36 protein-coding genes and 1 pseudogene are annotated in these 23,588 nt (G+C 37.5%); all 37 read left to right on the top strand.

Features of this window, described 5'->3' with window-relative positions:
• The first annotated feature begins 6 nt into the window (after window positions 1–6).
• The 37 genes and pseudogenes from AC1Q8M_RS12395 to AC1Q8M_RS12215 all read left to right on the top strand — a co-directional run bounded on the left by AC1Q8M_RS12395 (window position 7) and on the right by AC1Q8M_RS12215 (window position 23,584).
• Window positions 7–489 (top strand): siphovirus Gp157 family protein, encoded by a 483-nt coding sequence (locus AC1Q8M_RS12395; protein WP_061660415.1) that lies wholly within the window; start codon window positions 7–9, stop codon window positions 487–489.
• Window positions 490–504: 15 nt separating this feature from the next.
• Window positions 505–1,206, top strand: coding sequence for a Sak single strand annealing protein (locus AC1Q8M_RS12390; RefSeq protein ID WP_061660414.1), 702 nt, complete (start codon window positions 505–507; stop codon window positions 1,204–1,206).
• 3 nt (window positions 1,207–1,209) lie between these two features.
• The gene (locus tag AC1Q8M_RS12385; RefSeq protein ID WP_061660413.1) at window positions 1,210–1,518 is read left to right on the top strand and encodes a hypothetical protein; all 309 of its coding nucleotides are present in this window, start codon (window positions 1,210–1,212) and stop codon (window positions 1,516–1,518) included.
• 34 nt (window positions 1,519–1,552) lie between these two features.
• A complete protein-coding gene (locus AC1Q8M_RS12380) occupies window positions 1,553–2,095 on the top strand; it encodes a hypothetical protein (protein ID WP_061660412.1) in 543 nt (180 codons plus the stop codon).
• Complete coding sequence (locus tag AC1Q8M_RS12375) at window positions 2,092–2,667, top strand: hypothetical protein (RefSeq protein ID WP_061660411.1); 576 nt, start codon at window positions 2,092–2,094, stop codon at window positions 2,665–2,667. The genes AC1Q8M_RS12380 and AC1Q8M_RS12375 overlap by 4 nt, the downstream gene beginning before the upstream one ends.
• Before the next feature lie 11 nt (window positions 2,668–2,678).
• Complete coding sequence (locus AC1Q8M_RS12370) at window positions 2,679–3,434, top strand: LvrA C-terminal domain-related protein (RefSeq protein ID WP_061660410.1); 756 nt, start codon at window positions 2,679–2,681, stop codon at window positions 3,432–3,434.
• Between the two features lie 85 nt (window positions 3,435–3,519).
• Entirely contained in the window at window positions 3,520–4,182 is a 663-nt protein-coding gene (locus AC1Q8M_RS12365) for a Rha family transcriptional regulator (protein WP_061660409.1), read from the top strand.
• Window positions 4,183–4,383: 201 nt separating this feature from the next.
• Window positions 4,384–4,647: a hypothetical protein gene (locus AC1Q8M_RS12360; RefSeq protein ID WP_098365980.1), complete on the top strand. Its 264-nt coding sequence runs from the start codon at window positions 4,384–4,386 to the stop codon at window positions 4,645–4,647.
• Window positions 4,648–4,945: 298 nt separating this feature from the next.
• Window positions 4,946–5,188 (top strand): hypothetical protein, encoded by a 243-nt coding sequence (locus AC1Q8M_RS12355; protein ID WP_098360691.1) that lies wholly within the window; start codon window positions 4,946–4,948, stop codon window positions 5,186–5,188.
• Entirely contained in the window at window positions 5,188–5,361 is a 174-nt protein-coding gene (locus AC1Q8M_RS12350; RefSeq protein WP_153593040.1) for a hypothetical protein, read from the top strand. The genes AC1Q8M_RS12355 and AC1Q8M_RS12350 overlap by 1 nt, the downstream gene beginning before the upstream one ends.
• A gap of 2 nt (window positions 5,362–5,363) precedes the next feature.
• Window positions 5,364–5,513, top strand: a complete 150-nt coding sequence (locus tag AC1Q8M_RS12345; protein ID WP_172794254.1) for a hypothetical protein — start codon at window positions 5,364–5,366, stop codon at window positions 5,511–5,513.
• Between the two features lie 132 nt (window positions 5,514–5,645).
• Window positions 5,646–5,870 carry an NINE protein gene (locus AC1Q8M_RS12340; RefSeq protein ID WP_098360692.1) on the top strand — a complete coding sequence of 75 codons (225 nt, stop codon included), beginning with the start codon at window positions 5,646–5,648 and terminating at the stop codon, window positions 5,868–5,870.
• Complete coding sequence (locus AC1Q8M_RS12335) at window positions 5,867–7,183, top strand: replicative DNA helicase (RefSeq protein WP_098365981.1); 1,317 nt, start codon at window positions 5,867–5,869, stop codon at window positions 7,181–7,183. Before AC1Q8M_RS12340 ends, AC1Q8M_RS12335 begins: the two co-directional genes overlap by 4 nt.
• Window positions 7,184–7,190: 7 nt before the next feature.
• Entirely contained in the window at window positions 7,191–7,394 is a 204-nt protein-coding gene (locus AC1Q8M_RS12330; protein WP_224980105.1) for a hypothetical protein, read from the top strand.
• Complete coding sequence (locus AC1Q8M_RS12325; RefSeq protein ID WP_098360694.1) at window positions 7,391–7,573, top strand: hypothetical protein; 183 nt, start codon at window positions 7,391–7,393, stop codon at window positions 7,571–7,573. Before AC1Q8M_RS12330 ends, AC1Q8M_RS12325 begins: the two co-directional genes overlap by 4 nt.
• 9 nt (window positions 7,574–7,582) lie before the next feature.
• Window positions 7,583–7,762 carry a hypothetical protein gene (locus tag AC1Q8M_RS12320; RefSeq protein WP_061660403.1) on the top strand — a complete coding sequence of 60 codons (180 nt, stop codon included), beginning with the start codon at window positions 7,583–7,585 and terminating at the stop codon, window positions 7,760–7,762.
• A 260-nt stretch (window positions 7,763–8,022) separates the two neighbouring features.
• A complete protein-coding gene (locus tag AC1Q8M_RS12315) occupies window positions 8,023–8,196 on the top strand; it encodes a DNA cytosine methyltransferase (protein WP_228496055.1) in 174 nt (57 codons plus the stop codon).
• Window positions 8,183–8,782: a DUF1064 domain-containing protein gene (locus AC1Q8M_RS12310; protein WP_098365982.1), complete on the top strand. Its 600-nt coding sequence runs from the start codon at window positions 8,183–8,185 to the stop codon at window positions 8,780–8,782. Before AC1Q8M_RS12315 ends, AC1Q8M_RS12310 begins: the two co-directional genes overlap by 14 nt.
• A gap of 20 nt (window positions 8,783–8,802) precedes the next feature.
• Window positions 8,803–8,982: a DUF4625 domain-containing protein gene (locus AC1Q8M_RS12305; RefSeq protein ID WP_224980107.1), complete on the top strand. Its 180-nt coding sequence runs from the start codon at window positions 8,803–8,805 to the stop codon at window positions 8,980–8,982.
• Between the two features lies 1 nt (window position 8,983).
• Window positions 8,984–9,124 carry a hypothetical protein gene (locus AC1Q8M_RS12300; RefSeq protein ID WP_154698406.1) on the top strand — a complete coding sequence of 47 codons (141 nt, stop codon included), beginning with the start codon at window positions 8,984–8,986 and terminating at the stop codon, window positions 9,122–9,124.
• Between the two features lie 552 nt (window positions 9,125–9,676).
• Window positions 9,677–9,886 (top strand): hypothetical protein, encoded by a 210-nt coding sequence (locus AC1Q8M_RS12295; RefSeq protein WP_086385036.1) that lies wholly within the window; start codon window positions 9,677–9,679, stop codon window positions 9,884–9,886.
• A 1,198-nt stretch (window positions 9,887–11,084) separates the two neighbouring features.
• Window positions 11,085–11,187 (top strand): annotated as a pseudogene (locus tag AC1Q8M_RS12290).
• A 213-nt stretch (window positions 11,188–11,400) separates the two neighbouring features.
• Window positions 11,401–11,877 (top strand): terminase small subunit, encoded by a 477-nt coding sequence (locus AC1Q8M_RS12285; protein ID WP_061660398.1) that lies wholly within the window; start codon window positions 11,401–11,403, stop codon window positions 11,875–11,877.
• A gap of 105 nt (window positions 11,878–11,982) precedes the next feature.
• Window positions 11,983–13,305: a PBSX family phage terminase large subunit gene (locus AC1Q8M_RS12280; RefSeq protein WP_061660397.1), complete on the top strand. Its 1,323-nt coding sequence runs from the start codon at window positions 11,983–11,985 to the stop codon at window positions 13,303–13,305.
• Between the two features lie 13 nt (window positions 13,306–13,318).
• The gene (locus AC1Q8M_RS12275) at window positions 13,319–14,818 is read left to right on the top strand and encodes a phage portal protein (protein ID WP_098400757.1); all 1,500 of its coding nucleotides are present in this window, start codon (window positions 13,319–13,321) and stop codon (window positions 14,816–14,818) included.
• A gap of 66 nt (window positions 14,819–14,884) precedes the next feature.
• Window positions 14,885–15,925, top strand: a complete 1,041-nt coding sequence (locus tag AC1Q8M_RS12270) for a minor capsid protein (RefSeq protein ID WP_061660395.1) — start codon at window positions 14,885–14,887, stop codon at window positions 15,923–15,925.
• Window positions 15,922–16,122 carry a hypothetical protein gene (locus AC1Q8M_RS12265; protein ID WP_061660394.1) on the top strand — a complete coding sequence of 67 codons (201 nt, stop codon included), beginning with the start codon at window positions 15,922–15,924 and terminating at the stop codon, window positions 16,120–16,122. The genes AC1Q8M_RS12270 and AC1Q8M_RS12265 overlap by 4 nt, the downstream gene beginning before the upstream one ends.
• A 92-nt stretch (window positions 16,123–16,214) precedes the next feature.
• On the top strand, window positions 16,215–16,811 hold the full coding sequence (locus AC1Q8M_RS12260; protein WP_098855396.1) for a DUF4355 domain-containing protein: 597 nt from the start codon (window positions 16,215–16,217) through the stop codon (window positions 16,809–16,811).
• A 76-nt stretch (window positions 16,812–16,887) separates the two neighbouring features.
• Window positions 16,888–17,724: a major capsid protein gene (locus tag AC1Q8M_RS12255; protein WP_061660392.1), complete on the top strand. Its 837-nt coding sequence runs from the start codon at window positions 16,888–16,890 to the stop codon at window positions 17,722–17,724.
• Between the two features lie 36 nt (window positions 17,725–17,760).
• The gene (locus AC1Q8M_RS12250) at window positions 17,761–18,126 is read left to right on the top strand and encodes a head-tail connector protein (protein WP_000782183.1); all 366 of its coding nucleotides are present in this window, start codon (window positions 17,761–17,763) and stop codon (window positions 18,124–18,126) included.
• Window positions 18,127–18,129: 3 nt separating this feature from the next.
• Window positions 18,130–18,462 carry a hypothetical protein gene (locus AC1Q8M_RS12245; protein WP_061660391.1) on the top strand — a complete coding sequence of 111 codons (333 nt, stop codon included), beginning with the start codon at window positions 18,130–18,132 and terminating at the stop codon, window positions 18,460–18,462.
• Window positions 18,462–18,878 carry a hypothetical protein gene (locus tag AC1Q8M_RS12240; RefSeq protein WP_061660390.1) on the top strand — a complete coding sequence of 139 codons (417 nt, stop codon included), beginning with the start codon at window positions 18,462–18,464 and terminating at the stop codon, window positions 18,876–18,878. The genes AC1Q8M_RS12245 and AC1Q8M_RS12240 overlap by 1 nt, the downstream gene beginning before the upstream one ends.
• On the top strand, window positions 18,875–19,276 hold the full coding sequence (locus AC1Q8M_RS12235) for a hypothetical protein (protein ID WP_061660389.1): 402 nt from the start codon (window positions 18,875–18,877) through the stop codon (window positions 19,274–19,276). Before AC1Q8M_RS12240 ends, AC1Q8M_RS12235 begins: the two co-directional genes overlap by 4 nt.
• A gap of 18 nt (window positions 19,277–19,294) precedes the next feature.
• Window positions 19,295–19,960, top strand: a complete 666-nt coding sequence (locus tag AC1Q8M_RS12230) for a hypothetical protein (protein ID WP_061660388.1) — start codon at window positions 19,295–19,297, stop codon at window positions 19,958–19,960.
• Window positions 19,961–20,025: 65 nt separating this feature from the next.
• Window positions 20,026–20,445, top strand: coding sequence for a hypothetical protein (locus AC1Q8M_RS12225; protein WP_061660387.1), 420 nt, complete (start codon window positions 20,026–20,028; stop codon window positions 20,443–20,445).
• Between the two features lie 20 nt (window positions 20,446–20,465).
• Window positions 20,466–20,738, top strand: a complete 273-nt coding sequence (locus AC1Q8M_RS12220) for a hypothetical protein (protein WP_061660386.1) — start codon at window positions 20,466–20,468, stop codon at window positions 20,736–20,738.
• Window positions 20,739–20,740: 2 nt separating this feature from the next.
• The gene (locus AC1Q8M_RS12215) at window positions 20,741–23,584 is read left to right on the top strand and encodes a phage tail tape measure protein (protein ID WP_098360698.1); all 2,844 of its coding nucleotides are present in this window, start codon (window positions 20,741–20,743) and stop codon (window positions 23,582–23,584) included.
• The last annotated feature ends 4 nt before the right edge of the window (window positions 23,585–23,588 follow it).

Below are 23,588 nucleotides of genomic sequence, written 5' to 3'. Positions count from 1 at the left end.
AATAAAATGAACTTATATAATTTAACTGGTCAATTTTTAAACATTCAAAACATGATTACTGACGGAGTAGACCCTGAAGTGATTCAAGATACATTAGAAGCGGTTGAAGAAGCTATTGAACAAAAGGCTTTAAACACGGCTTACATCATCAAATCTATTGAGGGAAACGTAGAAACTATTAAAATAGAAGAAAAACGTTTAGCGGCAAGAAGAAGAACTTTAGAAAATAATGCGAAAAACTTACATTCATTCTTAGAACAATCATTAAAAGCGGCTGAAATGGATGAAGTGAAAAACGAAACTCTCACACTTAAATTCAGAACTAACGCACCGTCATTAGACATAGCTGAAGGTGCTCAAATACCGCAAATGTATTACAAGTCAGTTGAACCCTCATTAGATAGAAAGCAATTGTTAGATGCGGTTAAAAAAGGTATTCAAATAGAAGGTGTAACAACAAAACGAACTAAAACATTACAAATTAAATAATTGGAGGAAATGAAAATGACTAAAGAAAAAAATGCGGTTGAAGAAGTCAAACCTGATGAAGTGGGGGTAACAGATGAAGAACTTTATAGCTTCAAAAGAATGTTTGGAATCAATGTAAATGATGTAGTAGAAAAGAAACAAAATTTAACTTATCTTTCATGGGCGTGGGCATGGGCTGAAACCAAAAAAATTGATCAGTTTGCAGTACAAAAAATTCACTGGTTCCCGTATGAAGGAAATCATGATATTCAAGTACCTTATCTTAAAACGCCTAATGGTTATTTTGTTCAAGTATCGGTTACTATTCATGGACATACAGAAACAGAAATGTTACCTGTACTTGATCACAGAAATAAACCTATTGCAAATCCTAACGCGTTTGAACTAAATAAAAATCAGAAACGTTGCCTGGTTAAAGCTATCGCTTTACACGGTTTAGGTCTTTATATATACGCGGGCGAAGACTTACCTGAAGATACAGAAGGCGGCAAAAAGACTATTAGCGAAAAGGCTAATGTAGGTTCTCGTAATGATGATAAGGAGAAGTTAGGGAAAATAGTTTATGCAAAACGAAAAGCATTAGAACAGAAACACGGAAAAACAGAAACAGAAGTTAATGAAGTATTAGCACAAAATATTGTAGGTTGGGTTCCGTATACTAAAGACCCTTCATTATTACAGCAAGCTAAAGACTTATTACAATCCTGGGGAGTGTAAACAATGAAGACAGTTGTAAGAAACTATTCTAATAGAGGTAAATCGAATCCAGCGAATGATAAAGGTTTGCCGTTTGCTGTAACGGGTGCGACAGTTCCGGAACTGATTAAGAAAACTAATGCACTTCTAGAACGCGGGTATGATTTTAAAACACAATTCTATCAAGTTATTGAAACTAGACGTAACGAAAACGTTGGTTTAAATAGAAGACGTTTTAACCAGTCTTCTAGACATAATAGCGATGTTGGAATAAGAACAAGAATGTTAAAAGAACTTATGTATTATGAATGCATGATGATTAAAGTTAATTAATCCAATTCTATTCAACTAAAAAGGAGGAAATACAATGAATGAACTATATTTTAACACTGAATTAGCAAAAGAAGCGAGTTTAACAACGGCTTTATTAGCGGAATACATTAGGGATATTTGTGAGTTAGAAGGGAAAAAGAAGGTAACAATTACCGGTGCAGAATTTGAGGAAGCAATGGGGATTAAACCACTAGCAACTGAAAGGGCATTGAGAAAAGTTAGGGACACGGGCTTGTTTACATATTCTTCACATCCTAATAAAAATCAGTTCTGTTTTAGAATGTGCAAAAAAACTCCTCAAGCTGATAATAATTTGTTGAAGTTTCCTTTAAAGTGTCAATTTTCACCCAAAAGAATGCTGATACTGACAATCCTTCATGAACATGGTGGTTGGATGAATTCTGTTGAAGTAGGCGATGCATCTGAAGGTATTTTTACAAAAGACGCAGCTAATGCGGCACTAAACAGCATGTTTAGAAAAGGCGAGTTGTTAAAACGTGATGCAACAAAAATGAAAAAGGGAAGTGGAATAAGTGGTAAAAGAATTGAGTTCAAAATTGCAGAGGTAACAGCATGAGTAAATATATATGGTTCAGTTCAGTAGTAGCACAGGAAACACTTTCTGTACATGCAGCAATATTATTAGAAAGGTTTCATGAACGTTCGAAGGTTGAAGGTCCTGAAATCGTGATTGATTACAAAGAAAGTATTCTACCTGGAATACCTGAATACATGGACAACAGAATACATTTTAAGAATACTGTTGAGAAGCTTCATGACACTGGATATGGAGTTTTAAAAAAAGGAGCAGGTCAACATAGGAAACCTTCTTTCAAACTCACAAAAGAGCGTGTGAATCCTGACAATAACATTCATGTTGAATACCTTTCTAATAAGGGGATTAAACGTAATTACGTTCATAATCTTTTGTGTGATCTTTACCCTAAAGAAATAGAACTACACGAAGCGGCTTTAGTTAGAATTTTAATAGAAGAATCCCAGGATATTATTTCGGAACAGGGTGTAAGAAAAGCTTTAAGCGCGTTAGTTAGTGACGGTTATTTAACCTTTGAAATGGGAAGTAACAAAGGCGTAGTTTACAAAGACCAGGTAGGGTACAAAGTTTACAAAGAGATTAAAAGCAAGTAAGGAGAATCACAATGAGCAACTTATTAAATGAACATCCATTAATTGTATTACCGTCTTTAGCGGTGGAGATTGGATTAAATGAAGCTATTATAGTGCAGCAAATACATTACTGGCTTCAGAAATCTAATCATGAATATGATGGGCGTAAATGGATTTACAATTCAGCAGAAGAATGGAAGAAACAATTTCCTTTTTGGGGAATCGCAACTATAAGACGCACATTCACAAAGTTAGAAAACAGTGGACTATTGCTGGTGGGAAACTATAATAAATTAAAAATCGACCGTACAAAATGGTATTCTATCGACTATAAAAGATTGAGTAATCCATCTAATCAAAATGATAAAATGGCAACTAATCAAAATGAACAATTGGATATGCTCAATATGATTAAACCATTACCAGAGACTACACAGAGAATAACAGAAACTACTTCTAATATAAACGTTAAAGATGTTAAAACGAAAAGAAACAAGAAAACTTATTCTCCTGAATTTGAAGAAGTATGGTCTGTATATCCTAAAAAAAGAAACAAACCTAAAGCTTATCAGAGATATAATGAAGTTAGAGCAAAACATCATAGTCATGAGGTAATTCTATATGGTGTAACTAAATACGCTGAAGAATGCACGAATAAAGATATGCAGTATATAAAGATGTTAGAAGGCTTCCTAAATGATGAAAGATACTTAGAATATAAACGTATGGACGAAGTGAAACAAAAAGTAGCAGAAGCTAAACAAGGAGCTGAAATAACATTATGGTAGGTTATTCAATGGATGAGTAGTCTCTACAAATCCAAATTTATTAAACTAAATTAAAATAAAAATAAATAAAAAGGCGGTAAGCAAAATGACAAACTTAGTATTCTTAAACAACAACAATGAAGCGGTAACAGACTCTTTAATGGTGGCTGAAGTATTCGGAAAACAGCATAAAAATGTTATCCAATCAATACATAATTTACATTCCGAGTTAGGAGAAAAAGGTAAGCTGATTTTTCAGCCGACCTCTTACAAAGATAGTTTCAATAGAGAGCAACTGAAATACGACTTAACAAAAGACGGCTTCACTTTGCTTGTTATGGGATTCAATGGCAAAGAAGCACTTCAATTTAAAATGGCTTATATAGAAGAGTTTAACCGTATGGAAGAACACATTAAACAACCACAACAACTAAAACCAATTGATCAGATTAAATTATTAATGGCGAACTCACTAGATACTGAAGAACGTCTATCTACTGTAGAAAGTAACGTTGCAATATTACGGAACACTATGACTATTGATTATGGACAGCAGCAAGTTTTAAACAATATTAAAATGCAACGAGTTGAAAAGATGTGGGAAGAGTTCGGAGGGATTCGTGTCTATGATACAAAAAGGAAAATGTATGCTAAGTTTGGTAAAGATTTAAAGAACGCATTCGCTGTTTCTAGTTACAGAGATATTGCAGCAAAAGACTTTGAAGAAGCCATTAATTACGCTAAGGCGTGGCGTCCTAGTTTGTTTTAAATAAAATATAATAGATTTCGGATTAGGCTAAGATACAGTCAATTCCAAATTTATTTAACTAATTGGGTAAGAAGTTTAATATATTGGTTTACATGTTTAAAAAAGTGGTGTAAGATAAATCTTGTCAAAAGGACAAGGCAATTAAATGCCTGGGTGGTTATGGACAAGAAAAGCCGCTCACTTAATTGGAAGGAAACGAAAATGAAGGTAGAAGTGCAAACAAAACATATAGATGAATTAACAACGGTAACAACAATTAAATACAACATGTATGATCGTAAACATAGAGAAGAACGCGGTTCATTGGTTTTAAAGTTAGGTAATGAAGGCTTTAAACACATTACAACAATTGAACATGACTATTGGAAAGTAGATGTTCTACAAAAGGCTGGGGGTCCACGCAAGGAAATCAAGGAAAAAGAAAAGGCTCCATTTGAACCTGATCCACTTGAATTGGCTGAATAACCAAATCTATTTAACTATATTGAACTTGAAGGACCGAACGTAATGGAATTACAACCTGATTGGTTTCGAGTGGATATGATGGTAAGTGTGAAAGATATAGCGGTATTTTATGGCGTATCACAGAAGTGAGTTAACGAAGTAATAAAAGAAACTACACTTTGAGATTTATTCGGTTTCAGGAAAGTATGCAAGGCGTTTTAGAAGTATCGGCGGCACTGATCAGCCGCGTTTAGAAATGATACATAGTAAGTTAACCGAATAAATCTAATTCTATTTAACTTAAAAGGAGAAATATACAATGAGAAAACACGAAATTATAAAAGCTATCCGTAAAGCAGTTAGTGAAGTAGTGGAAACTAGGGCGCAATTTATTCAGGTATTAATGGGCGCTGGAATAAGAGTTGGGGTGCAGCCACGTAAGGCTATAGCTCTTGCAGAAGATGTATTTTCTAAAGATTTTGAAAGGGCTAACAATCGTGTGTGCAAGAATACGTTGTTTGACATTATTGAAGATTTAAACACTGATTGGTGGTTAGCATAATGGCGCAATTTATTAAACAAGTCGATTTAGAAAGCGGAAAGATTCAATACTATGATACACAAGAAAACGAAAGTGTCGAGTCAATGAATGACTTTATTGTCTGGTGTAAATCAATAGATTTTGACCGTGGATTCAAAATAGAATACAGCATTGTGAACGGAAAGGGGAATTGATTATGTGGGAACCAACAGCTTTATCTTGTCCTAAATGTAGCAACAGCTTATACATTCATTTTGATGGAGAAGAAGCACATTTTGAATGCGAACTTATAGAATGTGATTACGAGAGAACGATAGATATGCAAGAGGTAATTGATAATGATTAAAGAAGATTTTAAAGAAGCTTTATTTGTCAGTTCAGGTATGTTAGCAGTTTTATGGGCGGCAGGTTATGCATTAAGTTGGGCAATCGTTAACCTATAAGCCGATGACTGTTACATACATCCGAGGAAATTACATTGAAACAAAAAAGTACAGCTTGGTTATTATGGTTATTCTTAGGAGTGTTCGGAGCGCACAAGTTCTATACAGGGAACTTTATTAGCGCGATTACAAAATTATTTACAGCTAACTGTTTTTTTATAGGGCTATTCATTGATATATTTAGTATTAACAATGATGTAGACGCGGCGAACTTCAGAGCAATCCAACAAGCTAGAATGATGAAAGGTGTGATGGAATGATCGCAACTAAATACTCAAATCATGAGGAAATGGAAATAAGCGTCCTGGAAGCAATGCTAGGGGATAATACTTTGATTGACGAATGTCGTTTGAATCAAAAGCATTTCCTGGACAGTAAGAACAAAGAACTTTATAAAACAATTTGCGAATTAAATGATAAAGAGATTGATATCAACCCGCAAATGATTATAAGTCATAGTGAATTAGAAATTAAAGATGTTATGAGGGTTATGTCAAATGGCTCTCTGACTTCTAACTTTGAATTTTACCAACGAAAAATGTTTGATTTCATCGAAATAGAAGAGATTAGAAAGCTGGCAGCAACATTTTTGAGCGACACTGAAGAAAGAAATGTTTTAGAAGCTTCAGAACGCTTTATCAACAGTGTTATGAAAACGAGTGAAGAAAAGGTAGTAAGTAAGGAAACGTTCATGGAAAAGCTGTCTATACGTGTAGACAAACATGCGCAAATGAAAGTAGATGGTTTGTCAGGAGTCGATACAGGGTGGGATAAATTCAACAACTTTACAGATGGCTGGCAAGAAGGCGACTTGATTATAGTTGGCGGTCGTCCTGGTATGGGTAAAACAGCGTGGACCCTGGATAGTATGCGCAGAGCCGCCGAACGGGACCAAAAAGGTATTTACAAAGGGAAATATTATTCCGCCGAAATGCCTGAAGGTCAGTGTATTGATAGGTGGATAGCGGGACAGTCGCAACTTCCTGTAGCTTGTATGAAGAATCCTAATAGATTTCTACCAATATTCGATAAGAATACGAACAGCGAACCAGGAACGGCTTTTGCTAAGTATCAAATGGCTGTAGGTAATTTAAGTCAAATGCCTTTAGATATTAGTGAAGAAAAAGATTTACGCATGATAAAAGCGGATATGAGAAAAGAAGTAAAAAATAATCCTGACAAGAAACACGTATTTATGATTGACCATATTTCGCATATTAACGTAGATGGAGTGAAAGAGGATATTATCAAGTTCGCTCACATCGTACGCGAGTTGAAGCATACAGCGGTACAATTAGGAGTGCCTATCATTCTACTAGTGCAGTTGAGCAGAGCGAATACAAACAGAGAAGACAAGCGCCCGACAATGGCAGACATAAGAGCGTGTGGAGAAATTGAACAGGTTGCTGACATGATTATAATGCCACACAGAGAGAACTATTACGACAACGAAACAAAAGGTGAACGATACCAAGAAATGGAGATAATCGTTGATAAGTACAGAAACGGACGCGCTGGAACATTTATTCAAACGTTTGACACCGTGACAAATATATTTATAGATAAGGAGTAAAACATTTGTGGTGACGGTTAAAGAAGTCTATATGAGCGCGAAGGAAGATAAACTTATGTCTTTAATCGTTATCATAGACTTACTATTACAGCATGGAAAGATAAAGTGGAAAGATGATTCAGGGCTTTTAATGTTCTATATGAGTACAAATAAAGAGAAATGGAACAGGATTATAATAAATGAAATGAGAAAGAGAGGTATTGCAGCATGAAGGAAGAAACAAAGGTACAGTTACAAGTTGAAGTAAATCAGTTAACTGATAAGATTATAAAACATGATAGAGCGTATAAGTTCTACAAAGAACAAACTGAACGCGAACTTAGAGAAGTTAGGGTTCTTAAAAAAAGACGAGATAAAATTTTAGACATATATCCAAATCTATTTAACTAAGGTGAAAAAATGAAGAATTGGCATATTAATTTTAGAGTAAACAAAAATGATGCAAGCAGCGAATTTAAAACAGTAAAGGTAAATGCACCAACAGGTAAAGAAGCATTAGATATGTTTAATGCCTGGGCTAAATTTATGCAATACGATCCATTTGTAACAGTGTTTAGATGCGAGGGAAAAATCAAATGAGGTTTATGGATTTCTTTGGGGGTGTAGGCATGATGCGAATCGGACTCGAACAAGCGGTCACGATTGCATTCTTGAGTTTAATGGAAAAGAAGTGAAAGTCAGACAGGCTACAAAACAATGAATGATGGGATATCGGACGTGAAGGTGATGCAATAAACGTATCAAACCCTAAATCGAAGACACGGCGTGGGCATGTAGAGAAAGGGGTAGCACAAACATTACTTACTTCTCGTGAGCAAATCGTAATCCAGGACGGGCGTATGAGGTGGCTCACAGAAAGAGAGTCGTGGAGATTACAAGGGATACCTGATGAGTATTTCAATCGAGCGAAAAAAGTTACATCTAGCAATCAATTATACAAACAGGCTGGGAATGGTCTAACTGTGGACGTAGCTAGATTTATAGGGGAGAGAATGAAAATTGAAACTGAATAAAACGTGGACCAATGCTACAGGTCAATTAACATTCGAGATAAGGGAAAGGAGGGATAAAAACGTTTTACATTACGAGTATGCGGTTATTATAGCGGCAAACGGTAATGAGAACAGCGTTGTGGATGGTTTCACAAGCAAGGAACAGGCGCGGACAGAGTTAAAGAAGCATTTTGATATAGAAGGTCAATTTAAGATTAAAAAGTTACCACGTAGGCGTGTAATGTCTACAAAAGTAGAGTATGACGGAAAAGAATTTGATTCTATTACAGAACGTGATTTTTATATCTATCTACAAAACAATAAATTAGCCGAGCGCATAGAAATTCATAACAGATACCACCTGTTAGACGGTTATGAAATACCTAGCATCGTTAATAAGAAAGGTGTTAGGAAAGTCAGAGAAAAACGTTATACGCCTGATTTCGTATGTTTAATGGCAGGTGAAGAAATTGCATTTGAAGTTAAAGGTTCTATCAAATCTATACCGCGTGACCTGTCATTAAGAAGGCACTTATTTGAATCTAAATACGGAATACAGTTAGTTATTGTTACACCTGATAAAAAGGAAGGGTGGAAATTCCATTGAGTTATCAGGATGAAAGGCATATGTATCACATGAAAGTCTATTTAACAGATAAATTAGGATGGGAGCGCCGTGAAGAAATAGAAGACTGGGACCTAACTAAAACGTTCGTAATGTTCCGTTATGTTTATCATGGTGGATTAGATAAAAAAACAACAGCTAAACAACGTGAGTTAGCACAAAAGGCTATATGGAGGAGATAGGATGAATAGAAGAACGAGAATTAAACGTTATTTCACGAAAGGTAAACAATATCCTTGTTTAGAGTGTGGGAAACCACTAGATAAACGAGATAAAGAGATTAGTATTTATTCTATATTTGAAGTGCATGAGGGGTGTTTTTAATGAGATAAATTAAAGTAGAGTTGCCGAAAAGAACAAATAAACCTAGTATGAAAGATATCAAGGAAATGAGAGAATGGGTAAAAAAATGATTATGAGTGATAGTGATTGGAGCCAATATAAAAACAAACGTTATATGTTTACTAAGATACCTATATTTTGTGAGCAATGCAGGGAACGAATGGGATCGAGAAACGGGTATCAAGTGAAGTATGGCTTTTGTGATGTTCATTGTGGAAATAGACTTTATGGGCTAACTTATTAAAATAAGATGTATAATTTTACGCAATCCAATTCTATTTAACAAATGTTGTCTATTTTCAACGATACAAAATAGTAAATGAGTTCCTAGATTCTTATGTATAATGGTTTAGAGGAAAGTCTTAATATTGTGCTTTCCTCGTTCTTTTGACCTTAAATGTTTTAAGTTTTTTAGAACGAGGTGAAACCATCATATATTTTAACGGTTTAAGGACAACTCTATTCTTTTAAGAAAACAATTAAAAACAGTGAACAAATGCATGATATCAAGGTTTAAGAGGAAAAGGAGAAATAATGGACAAAAAAAAAGATTTTAAACAATTGCAACATACATATAATGTTTACATTTATGAAGATAAATTAAGTGAGTTCGATATGATGAAAATAATGATGGCTTATTGCAAAAAGTATAATGAAGATATAGCGAGAATAGAGTCTATCCTATATTTTAATTTACCTACTTATACTGAATATAAAGAAGGCGAAAGCAACGGGGGAGTCTGAGGACTCTTTTTTATTTTCAAAAAGCTTTTCAACCTATTCTGAAAAACGCAATAGATATCATTAGACAATCTTTGTTAAATAGATTTGGAACGTTATACAATAGTAACTGTAAGACATGAGGATATCTTACAAGCGTCGGAAAACGCGTAAATAAAAATAAATTTTGTATCATACAAATTATTCTATTTCTTTATAAACGTGGTTCCTTGCTCTTATTGATACATGGTAATTACTCACATTCTTACTAGTGTAGATACATAAATTATCCTTTGTTCTGAAATGTTCTAAGTTTATGTAAATAGTCTTGATTTCTTGTTTTAACTAACAGGTCTTTATCACAATGGGTCGTCATTAGTTTGAGCAGTGGACACGCTGATTGAATGAACTGACAAAAAAGGCAGTCTGTAAGCTGCCTGGAAGGTATAAGGCGTACTGAAAACTTGTTCACCTCCAAAAGAACGTTAATCTTTCAAGTACCTACTTTGCTCACACATAACCGTACTTGTACCTTCCAGGGGGATTATAACACCTTTCCAATCTATCTGTTTTGATAAACTTGCTTACTTCAATACTTGTTTTAAACATTGTAAAAACTCCTTTAAATTGTGAGAAGGGTTCTTCCCTTCTTTGAGAGTAGAATAAAAATGAGCATTGCAACGCATAGAAGGTTAAAATCCTTCCTACTTTCAAAGAAGTGAATAACTTCAAATAAAACTATTGAATATCTACTTGTAAAAGTTAGTAAAGGTAGTTTTTATTACTTGATGTAGAGTTTCTGCATTTATTGAATCCAACACATATATGAGAAGTTCTTCTTCTTCTTCTTCTCATTAAGCGTATAAGAGTTTTTTATGTTTGCTGTGCGGAACGGTGAACAGCGGCTTTGGGCATAGAGCCGTCCTCCTTTTTCTCTTATGCGTTTAATGAGGCGTGGAAGCCTTTTAAGCTGTTTTCAGATACCTGATTACTGACTTATAAACACAAAACGGGTAATCACTTCCCTTAAAAGTGAAATAACTATCAAAGGTTATTATCAAACAATTGGTAGTTAAATATCATAAAAGAGCAGCAATGAAGCTGCAAAATATGATAACTAAGCGAATATAACATCACTTAAATTGCATGAAGTACGATAACGGTATGAATTGCGAGTCTACGGACTATAAACCGATTGAAGGGGCTAATTACCCTTTATCGTGCCTATGTACGCAACTTGGTAACGCGAATAATTAAACACCTGGGGCAATGTCTGGGAAGCGTCAATGATTATAGTTATACTGGTTCGATTCCAGTCGTGGGCTTTTATCTTTTATAGTTACAAGTTGAGAAGCAGAGATTTCGCCATTTCTGTTTCTTTTCTTTATCAGAAGGAGGATATAAAAAGAAATAGGTTGCACTTAATGTGTAACCTATTTTAAATCTATTTAACAATGATGGAAAATATTCAATTTTATTAAACGATATGAGTTATATTGAAAAGAAGAACGTATAACTAAATATTGAGAGGTGGTAACATGCATGAATTAAACGAACGTCAAAAACGTTTCGCGGATTATTACATTGAAACAGGGAACGCTTCAGAAGCTTACATGCGGGCGGGATACAAGAGCGATAATAAAAAGGTTATTACCGCTGGTTCTTCTCGTCTGTTAGCGAATGTTAATGTTTCAGTATATATTGATTCTCACATGGCTGGCGTGGATTCTAAACGTATTGCTGATGCAAATGAAGTTTTAGAGTTTCTTACATCGGTAATGCGCGGAGAAGCAACAGGAAAGACGTTACGGGGTGTGGGCATGGGTGAACAAGTTATCAGTGATATAGAGCCGTCAATTGGAGAACGGAAAGATGCTGCTGTCCAATTGGGTAAACGTTATCGACTATGGACTGAAAAACACGAAATTGAAGGTGTTGCACAAGTTATTATCAACGGTTCTATTGGTAATACGTGCGAAGAGTGCGGAAAACATTATGAAGAGTGTGAATGCTAATGATTGAAAACTATCAAGGCTTGCTACTAACTCTCTCTGCGTTATTGATAGTAACTGTACCGATGGCGCTAATAGACAAATACGAAAAGAAAGCGCGGGAAGAGCATGAACGAAAACGTTGATCATATTGACATGAGAAACGTTATTTCACCGCGTTTCAAGAAAGTCTATTATCTATCAGAAATGAAGAAACACCTGCGGTATGTATTGAAAGGTGGTCGTGCTTCAGGTAAGAGTTACTTCATACCATTCCGCATATTGATGGACATTATGGAATATCCGATTAGTTGGCTGGTATTACGTAAAGTACAGAATACAGTTGTTAGATCGGTATTTGAACAGCTAAAAGAAGCAATGGAGATATTAAACATTAGTCATCTATTCCGTTGCATTCCGTCACGCCTGGTGATCGAATACAAGCCCAGAGGAAATAAGATATATTTTCTCGGATGTGAAGAACCAGAAAGGATCAAGTCTATTAAAGACGCTAAATTCCCTATCATGGGCTTATGGGTGGAAGAAATTGGCGAGTTTAGAACGGAAGAAGAAATATCTATCATTGAAAAGTCGGTGCTACGTGGTGAATTCGAAATCAATCCAGAGCATAGACCAGAGTTACCAAACTATGAATATACATTCTTCTACAGCTACAACCCACCTAAACGCCGTGCGCACTGGCTGAACAAGAAATATAACAGTTCTTTCATACCAGATAACACACACGTAAATCATTCAACGTATTTAGATAACAAGCATTTAACAAAGGCATTCTATGAAGAAGCTGAAATTGAAAAGGAAATGAACCCGCTAAAATATCGCTGGGAATATCTCGGTGAAGCAATAGGGTCTGGCGTTGTACCATTCGATAATATTGTTAGCGCTGAAATAACAGACGAACAGATTAGTCAGTTTGATAACATTCGTCAAGGTGTCGATTTTGGTTATGCAACCGATCCGCTAGCTTTTGGCCGTATGCACTTTGATAAAAAGAAGAACACGTTATACATATTCGATGAATTATACGGCGTTCAAATATCTAATAGAAAGCTGGCTGAATGGATCAAGAAAAAGGGATACCAGGACATTGAAATAACATGTGATAGCGCCGAGCCGAAGTCTATAGCCGAGTTAAAGAATGAACATGACATACGAAAGGTTAAAGGCGCTAAAAAAGGGCCAGATAGCGTTGAGTACGGCACAGAATGGCTAGGCGATCTATACGCAATCGTTATTGATCCGAAACGTTGCCCTAACACGTTAAAAGAGTTTGAAAATGCTGATTGGGAAACGGACAAAGACGGAAACCCGCGACCACGATTACAAGATAAAGATAATCACACAATTGATATGGTGCGTTATGCAATGGAAAAGGACATGAAGAAACAAGGAAAAGTAAGAAGTATGTCCAGATTACAATTAGGATTCTAGAAAGGAAGATAAGATGCTTACATTTGAAGAAGCAAAAGAATTTTACTTTGATTTTCGTATCAAAGAAGGAGTTGGGAATAGTAAGGGGTATTTGGCCCTGCAAAAACTATACAAATACTACATGGGACATCATGAAATAAAGAATAAGAAGGATAGGAAGAACGGTAACAAGACGTTTAGGATCGTTCACAACTTCCCTAAGTACACAGCAACGATCAGCACGGGTTATTTCATGGGAATGCCTGTAACGTATAATACAACGGAAACTGAAGCGTTAGAGCCAGCGCTTGACATAATGGATGAAAACGACGGACAGACAGTAGATTATGATAATGCCCTTGATATGTCTATTTATGGCCGTGCATTCCGCTTGTTCTATCACGATGAAGAAGGCGAATTGAATTATAAAGACATTGATCCGCGTCATACGATTGCTGTCTATGATGACTCTATCAAACCTAAGATTACAGACGTTATTCGTTTTAGTGAGACAGTAACGAAAGATAATGAAATCAAGGTAGAAATGACGATCTATGACAAAGTGCAATACATTAAATACTCGTTTGTGTATGAAGGAAAGATTTTAGGACAACCATTAAACGAAATCCTGGACATTTCCATTGAGAACATGAGCCAAGAAGAAGAACAGGCACACAACATTGTAGATGAAGACGGAAACCCACGTATTCCAGTTATTAAGATACAGAACAATAAGTTTGAATTAGGAGACTATGAAGATATTCTTCCGATTATTGACGCGTATAATGATCTGCAATCTGGATCAATGGAAGACTTATCTGACTTCACTGACGCGATCCTAAAGTTAGTTAACATGAACGAAACAAACCAGGATGATATAAACAGCCTAAAAGAAGATAAAGTAATGCTGTTAGATGAAAATGGGGATGCTGAATGGCTTGTAAAACAGATCAATGACACGTTCAACGAAAACATGAAAACCCGTGTAGAAAACGATATACACAAATATACATTCGTTCCGAACATGAATGACAAGGAATTCGGCGGTAACCTGTCTGGGATCGCTATTAAATATAAATTGTTGGCCCTGGAGCAAGTACGCGGGCAAAAAGAGCGTATGTTTAATCGTGCGCTAACAGATCAATTAGGGATCATCAAAGGATACCTTGATAAATTACCAGGATCAAAAGAGTTTGGATTAAAAGACGTTAAAATCCAATTTACACCTAACTTACCAGCTAACTATTTAGAAGAAGCTGATCTTGTTGTGAAATTGCGTCAAGCTGGACTGCCAGATAAGTTTATCTATCAATATCTATCTGCTGTACAAGACATTGAACACTTAATAGAAATGAAGAAAGAACAGGAGGAAGAAGAGTATGACTCGTACAAAGATGCTTTCAGTGGGGAAAATGATAACGTGGAAGAACAAGGAAAGAACGATGCTACACAAGAGCGACAACTATCTGACAGTGACAAATATCAAACGCCAGGAAAAGGACAGGGAGACAGTAAAAAGATCAATCAGAAATAGTTTAGGCTACGAACCTACAGAAAAAGAGATTGATTCTATTATTGCCCTTGCTGGTGCTGGTGGCCTATGAACAGTGAAGCATATTGGGCCAAACGTGCTGAAGCCCAGGAAGCGAAAGGATACATTGAAGCCGAGAAACTAGAAAAGCGTATGCGTCAATCATTCGCACGCGCTGAAAAAGAAGTAACGGCCGAAATGAGGGCCTATCTATCGCGAAAGGGTTTTGACTATAGCGAATTGGTCAAGGCTCTTAATAAGCGTGAGAAACATGACAGGCGTATTAGTTTAGTAGAGTTTCTGAATGAATTACAGAATAGTGATCAGATCATAGCGCCGAACATTGCCCAGGATGTGAAAGCCCATCTGGACATGAAAAAACTTAGTAGATTAGAAGCCGTACAAAGTGAAATGCTAATCAAGTTAGGAAAAAGAGCGTTGACAGAAGAAAAAAGCCTTTGCAGCCTATTTACAACAACGTTTAAGGACACTTTGATCAGTAATAAATACGACTTTTACAGACATGGTATACAAAGTAAGGTCTATGAAATTAATGACAAGATGATTGAAAATGTGTTAAGTCACCCTTGGAGTGGTAACCAATTCAGTGATCGTTTATGGGAGAATAAGAGAACACTATTATTCCATTTACGAGGCGAAATGACACAAGGTGTTTTACAGGGCCTACACGCTGATGAAATAGCTGTACGGTTTGCGGAGAAGATGAAAGCGCCGTTGCGTAATGCCATTACTATGATCTATACAGAACAAGCCTATTTCTACGGAAAGGCCACGTTAGACAGTTATGAAGAAGCTGACATTGATAAATACAAACTACATGTAATATTCGATGCTAGGACTTCTACCCGCTGTAGATCGTTAGACACTGGAAAGATTTATATAACGGCTGATGCAAGCCCAGGAAGCAACTACCCTCCATTACATGCACGCTGTCGAACGCTAGCTATTCCATACCTTGAGGGCATACGATACGCAAATATACGTATGGTACGAGATAAGAACGGAAAGAGCGTCGAAACAAACGATGTGGAAATGACTTATCAGCAATATGACAAGTTATTCCAGCCGAAAAAAGGGGTGATAACATGAAAAACTTAGATCAAAAAGAGAAGGTGGCATTGATTAGTGTACTTTTAGGAGTGCTAGGAAAACACCAGGAAGAAATTGATCAAGATTTATTTAATGACAAAGTTGTTGTGTTAAACGAAATGACAGACGAAACAACACCGAAACAACGTAGAGAAACTATTAAAAAAGTTACGACTAACTTATTAGAAAGTCTATAACTATATAATTTTTACATAATAAGTGTGGAAACGGACGCGAAAAACCGAGGCAAACATAGTCACACACCGACTTAAAATGTGGAGGTAATATCATGAAAAAATTTTTAGTTAGTACGGGGATTGTAAAACCTGCAATTCGATTATCTGATCTTAAGAACAGCCTACAATTCTTTTCTGAAGGTGGCGAAGGTGATGACCCTGCTGGAGATGGTGGAGGAACACCAGAAACATTTACTAAAGAGCAAGTGGAAGCGCAAATTCAAGCTGAAGTAAATCGCGTTGCGGGTAAAATCCGAAAAGAGGAACAACGAAAAGCCCGCGAAAGTGCCGAAAAGGAATTCGGTGAAAAGAATAAAACAGAAGTGGAAACATTAATGGACGAAATGCGCCAGATCAAAACAGAGCGTGACCAGGAGAAGCAAACGGCCCACAATCTTAAAATGAAAGACGTTGCCGTTGCTAAGTTAGCAGGAGCTGGTTTTGGTGCTGGCTTTGCTATGAACGTGATCGGCGACACTGAAGAAGAGATTGCAAAGAATGTAGAAGCATTCAAAGCAAATCTTGACAGTGAATTAACTAAGCGTGTTAAAACGAGTTTAACTGATAAAACACCAGGTGGATCAAAAGGCGCTGGTGACAAAGGCGGTAGTGATCCGATCCGTGACGCTTTCATGAAAGAGTGGCAATAAGGATAATGACCAACGGAATTGACGTCATTATAAAAGCTATTCCAAAACTATTAAACAAAGAGAGAGGATTTATAGAATGACTACATTAAATCTAACACATAAGTTTTCACCTTTAGTAGATGAGCGTTTCGCGCCGTCTGCTGTTACAACTGCTTCAACAAACCAGGATTATGAATTCACTGGAGCAAAAGGAATCAAAATTACATCTGTTCAAACTGTAGAAATGAATGATTATAAGCGTTCTGGTCAAGGTCGATACGGTCAAGCTGATGAATTAGGCAACGATCTACAGGAAGAAATCATGAAAAAAGACCGCTCATTCACATTCACAATGGACAAAATGAACGAAGAAGAAAGTGAAGTAAAGGTTGCGCCAGCGATCGCGCGTCAAATGCGTGAAGTTGTTATTCCAGAAATTGAAACATACCGCTTAAAAGTTATGTCTGAAGGTGCTGGAACAAAAGTAGACGGTGCTATTACTAAGACAAATGCTTATGAATCCTTCCTAGCTGGCCAAGAAACGTTGGATGATCACTTTGTACCAGAAAACCGCGTGTGTCATGCAACACCTGCATATATCAATAAATTAAAGCTAGACGATAACTACACGAAAGCTAGTGATTTAGCACAAGGAACAATCCTTTTAAAAGGTCAAGTCGGTGAGGTTGACGGCGTTGCTATCATCAAAACACCAAAGTCATTTATGAATGGTCAAGAATTCATTATCACTCATAAGTCGGCAACTGTTGCGCCTGTTAAATTGGCTGAAACAAAAGTACACCTTGATCCACCAGGAATTTCTGGAACGTTAGTAGAGGGCCGTTTCTACTATGATGCATTCGTGTTAGACATGAAGAAAAACGCAATCTATGCACACGCTGGAAAAGTTGAAAAGGCTACTGCTAAAAATTAAGAGGGTTTTGGCTCTCCCTTTTTTAGAGATTAACACATGAAAATGATAACTACTTTTGATCGTTACGCTAAATCTACTCAAAAAGAGTATACGGCCATGCAAAAGGAATACATTGAAGACATTCTTATCCCTGTAGTGACAGAGTTTATCGTTGGTTATACTGGCGTTGATTTTGAAGCTGAAGGGCGTGAATTCCCTAAATCTTATGAGGTTGTAGCGTTTAGATTAATAACTTATCACTTATCTGGCGAAGGTGCTGACGTTGTAAGTGAACAAATGGGATCGTATCGCGTTCAATATGGGCCAGAAGGGATTTATCCCAAAACATTATTAACAGGGCTATCAAGGCGAATGAGAACACCAAGTGTGCGTATTCGCGGACGTAGGCCAGAAGGAAGGTAACAAATGCGTATCGCGGGATTACTGGCCAAACACGGCAAACCTACGGAAATACAGCGTAAAGGCGAACGGGACAAGAAAAACCCGTATGACAAAGGCGAATTTAAGAAGATTAATGAGGTTGTAGCCATTGTTGATGAATTGGTAACAGGATCACCAGCGGGCTTTAAACAGGATCGCATTGTTAACTCAACTGACGCTATTATGTATTGTTCCGTTATTGATGTAAGGGCTGGCGATAAAGTTATACAAGATGGGAAAGAGTACCGTGCAACTAAAGCGTCAAACCCTTATAACTCTAACGATCATATAGAGGTCGCGCTGGATGTGTGGTCATAATGGGCGAATTCATATCAAGGCGCGCTGAATGTGAAAGAAGAACGGCGCAATTGCAAAAAGTGGCCCTTCAAAGAGCGATCAAACATATTGAAGCGCAAGCGAAGATAAACACCAGGAAAAAGAGTGGCGCAACAGCCAGAACAATTACAAGCAAAGTAACTGGTGAAGGTCAAAACTTACAGGCGATTGTGGGCGGGAACGATGACAATTTAATATACGAAGAATTCGGAACGGGTATTTATTCCGAAAAAAATGGCCGAAAAACACCGTGGAAGTACAAGGATAAAACCACAGGTAAATGGTACGTTACACGCGGTAAAAAAGGAACACGGGCCATGCGTAAAGCTGGAGAGAGTTCAAAAGGCCAAGTAAAACAAATTATTGCGCAAACAATGAAGGGTGGTATGGATAAATGATCCAGGTTGTTGAGTACGTCAATGAATTGTTGTGGGACATTGCTGATCCACTCGGAATTGATGTGCATTATGAGGAAGCTGTAGACGAAAATATACAACTACCTTACATGGTATTTGATCTGCAAAGTGACGCTACTATGAGTAAGTACAGTGAAAAGTTTACGGTAACCGTAAATATATGGGGTGTTTCAGAACACTTCAACAAACTGGACGTTGCGAGCCAGGAAATCTATGACGCGGTTGTAAATCGTACATTGATCAATGCATGTAAATCGCTAACGATCCAAACTGATTTTATATCTAGAATGAATCTTCCTGTCGATGATCTCGAAATGAGGTGTAAAGAAGTTAGATTCAGCCTAGTTAAATATAGAACGTCGGGACACGACACAAAATAACTCACGAGGTGACAAAACATGATTGCACAATTTAATAAATTCACGCCAGAAAACATTGTATTGGGATCTGGTACAGGCATTTTCTTTAACTGGAAACAAGGCGAAGAAAAAATGATCGACGTAGGCGCTACACAAGGTGACTTGTCATTTACTTACGCACCTTCTTTAGAAGCTATTAAAGCACGCGGTGTGCGCGGTAAGGTGAAAGGCCTACAATATGTATCTGAATCAGAAACAAAAATGAAAGCGGGCTTCCTGGAGTGGATCAGAAAAGATTTAATCAAACACTTCTTGTTAAATGCCCAAATTCAAGAGTACACACAAGATGGAACGGGGCCAGGAAAAGTAAAAGGTAAAGGCGTAATCATTCGTGGAAATGAAAACCTTATGAACGCTTGTGGGGATGATGTTTACATTGATGACATTACTGTAATTGGTCGAAGTAATGACGGTAACGTTTATCGAATCACGATGTTTAACGCGTTACCTACATCTGGTTTTGAAGCTGTATTCAGTGAAGCTGAAGTTGCTCCAGAGGTGGAATTCACAGGACATAACGATCCAAACGATCCAATGACACCACCATTTGAAATTGAAATCTTTGAGCCAGACGGTAAGTGCGGGCCAGACTTTGAAAAAAATCATGCGCGCGTATTTATAGACGCTGAAAAGATCGAAGAATAAAAAACAGAGGGTTTAGGCCCTCTTTCTAAATATTAAAATACTTATCTCAGAAGGGTGTTATATAAATGGAATCAGTACAATTCGAACTATTAAACGGTAATAAATACAATATGAAAGAGCCTAACGCAATGCAACGCATGGTTATTGCTGGTTTAGCTGGTAAACATCAATTATTAGGTGACGTACCTGCGAGTGACGTTGATAACTTCTTTAAAAGTGCGCGAAAGCAAGCTGAAGGGAAAAAGCTAACTGATAAAGAGAATTCAAGTATGTTCAACTTTGCAATGCTGTTAAACAACAAAATTCTGATGATGATGGGTGAAGATGCTGAAGCAATGTTCAACCTTATGGCGGGTATGTCAGACCTTCCTAAAGGTGAAATGAAAGAGTTATGTGGATCAGATTTTGACATTGTATTCAATGCATTTAAGCGTGTTGGTGGTATTTCGGCTTTTATGAAATCCGTGACGAACCTAAGCATGTAATAGGTACTATTATTGATCGCATGGCCAAACGTTACGGATCGTTAAAAGATGTGTTAGAACTTCCCTGGAGTTTCTTAATAGATTTATATATGACTGTAACGGACAAGGCTATTGAATACGATATGCGCTGGGACGCTTATATAAATAATCCTTTCCGTGATAAGTCATTTAGTGATTACTTAATTGAAACAGGTTACCGCGATAGGGGTAACAAATACAAAAAAGAAACAATCCCTGTTGAACAAGTCATGAAAAACGCGCGTGAGTTAAGTAAACAGTTTAGGAGGGAATAAGGTTGGAAGTATTCAAGATATTTGGAACACTAGGTTTAAAAGATACTGAATACAGGAACGGCCTAAGAAGGAGTGAGAACGAGGGGCGAAAAGCCTCTCAATCTATCTCTAATGGCTTTAATCCTGTTAATAAAACATTTGGCATGGTAGGCGCTAGCACTGTAGCAATGGGGATTGGCCTTGCTGGAGTTGCTGGCGCTTCTTTAGGTTTAGCAACTGGATTGGTCGGCGCTGTAAAAGAAGGTATGTCATTTGAAAAACAAATGAGTAAAGTACAGTCTATTAGCGGATCATCTGGCCATGAAATGGGAGAATTAACCGCAAAAGCTCGTGAATTAGGTAAGTCAACCCGCTATAGTTCCACTGAAGTTGCTGAAGGTTTCGAATTTATGTCTTTAGCTGGTTGGAATGCTAGCCAGCAAATTAGCGCGATTGGCCCGCTATTAAGTATGGCCACAGCTGGTAATATGGACTTAGGACGGGCAACCGACATTGTAACCGATACGATGACTGGTTTTGGGATGCAAGCGAACGAAGCTGGAAAAGCGTCTGATTTATTCGCGGTTACACAGTCAAAAACAAATACAAGTATTGATCAATTAGGGGAAGCAATGAAATATGTTGCGCCAGTTGCAAACTCGTTTGGTATGAACTTATCAGACACAAACGTTATCCTCGGTGAATTCGCAAATGCTGGTACAAAAGGATCAATGGCGGGTACTGCTTTGCGTGCTGGTTTATCTCGTTTAGCTGGGCCACCTAAAGAAGCGAGTAAAGCCCTTGACGCGTTGGGAGTTTCGACAACTAACACTGATGGATCAATGAGAAATATACGCGATATTGTCGGCGATTTATCAAAAGGTTTCAGTAATTTATCACAAGAACAACAAATTGTTTCCGCAAAAGCTATTTTTGGACAAGAAGCCTTTTCTGCATGGTTGCCAGTTATTAAAGGCGGTACAGCGGAATTTGATAGATTAAAACGCTACATGGATATGTCGAGCGGGTCTGCTGATATGATGGCCAAAGTCATGTCTAACAACCTTGATGGGGCAACTAAAAACATGATGTCAAGTGCGTCAAACCTGGGGTTGGTTTTATACGACAAAATGACACCAGCCTTAATGAGTGCAACAAATGGAACAACTGGGCTTATAGAAGGCATCACGAACTATCTTGATCCAACTGGACAAGCTGTAGAAGCAACGCAATTGCTGGCGGGTACGAAAAACCAGTTAGCAATGGAAGAATTGATTTTACAGAATGAACTGAAACAAGGGATTATAAACGAAGATCAATACACGGAGAAAAAAAGACAAGCGAAACAAGTTATGGAAGAAAACCTAACTGCAAAAGGTATGTTAGCGACTAAAGAACAAGAATTGGCTCAACAACTTGATGCGGGATTGATCACACAAGAGCAATATGACGCACAAATGCGAGAAGCGAAAGTTGTCATGGAACAACGCGCCGAAGCTGTACGTTTAGCCCAGGAAAAGGAAGCACAATGGTCTGCTGTAATTGAGGGGATCATGGGGCCTTTGCAAACTTTAGGTACTGCCTTTGTTGATTTATGGAATGCAAAGTCTGGTGAAGGTGTGCCAGATAGTGCTGTAAAGATTTTTGAAAAGATGGGGCTATCTCCAGAAGCGCAAGAAATGGCAATGGCTGTTATTGAAGGTGTTAAACAGGGTGTTGATTTGATCATGGCCCTGGTTACGGGTGATTGGGGAGAAGCTAGCAAGATAGCGGAAAAGATCGGACTAACGCCACAAACTCAACAAACAATAGCTGACGTTGTAACAGGCGTTATCAGTATTGTAACAAACTTAGCTAGCGGTGTAATGTCTCTTATCGGCCCTATTGGATCGTTCATATCTATGTGCTGGGATGGCATTTTACAGGTTACTAATGCTGTTTGGGGTGCCATTTCTCCATATGTAACAACTATAGTAAACCAGGTGAATTCTGTTGTAACATCGGTAATCGGCCGTGTGAAATCATTCTGGGATAATAACAACCAGGCAATAAAACAGATAACTGAAGTTATTTGGGGTGTAATTTCGGTAGTATTCCAAACAGCACTAAACGTTATCCTGGGCATTATAACAACTGTTTTTCCTGTAGTTCGTGGTATTATCGAAACGGTAATGAACGCGATACAATTAGTAATATCACTTGTTTTAAACTTGATCACTGGAAATTGGGAAGGTGTCTGGAATTCAATAGTTACATTCTTCCAACAAACATGGGATACGATAGTGAATGTTGCTGACGGTGTTTTAAACGGCCTGTTATCATTTTTTCAGGGTACTGTTAACACAATAGGTACAGTGTTCAAAGTTGTAGCAAAAGCTATAGGCGGGCCATTTGAAGACGCTTGGAAGATTGTTGATAAAGTTGTCGGATGGATTGGAAAAGCTGTAGATAAAGTGAAAGGTTTCATAAGTGGTATAGCAGATTCTGCAAAGGCTGTTGGCGGTGCTGTCGCTGGCGCTCTAGGTTTTTCTGCTCCTGCTCCTGCATCTGGTGGTGGCCGTAGTATGGCTGTATCCGCTAGTGTTGGCGGTTTCGCAAACGGTGGTGTATTTAAACCAGGTATGGAACGTATGGTTAAAATCGGTGACGCTAAAGGCTACGATGAAGCGATCATGCCATTAAATGACGATGTATTCCAGAAGATCGGAAACGGTGTAGCGGAATCGTTAGGCGGTGTTAGCGACAAAGACAAGGAAATTCATTTGCGAGCAACTGTAGAAATGGATGGAAAGGCTGTAGGTGAATTGGTGGCCGACACTGTAGAACGTGTAAACACTAGAAAGAAAGAAACTAGAAAACTATTTTAAGAGG

This window comes from Bacillus sp. GW823-FHT06A10 (assembly GCF_058795375.1).
Note: the sequence above shows the minus strand (reverse complement) of the source record. Positions and strands in the feature narration are given on the sequence as shown.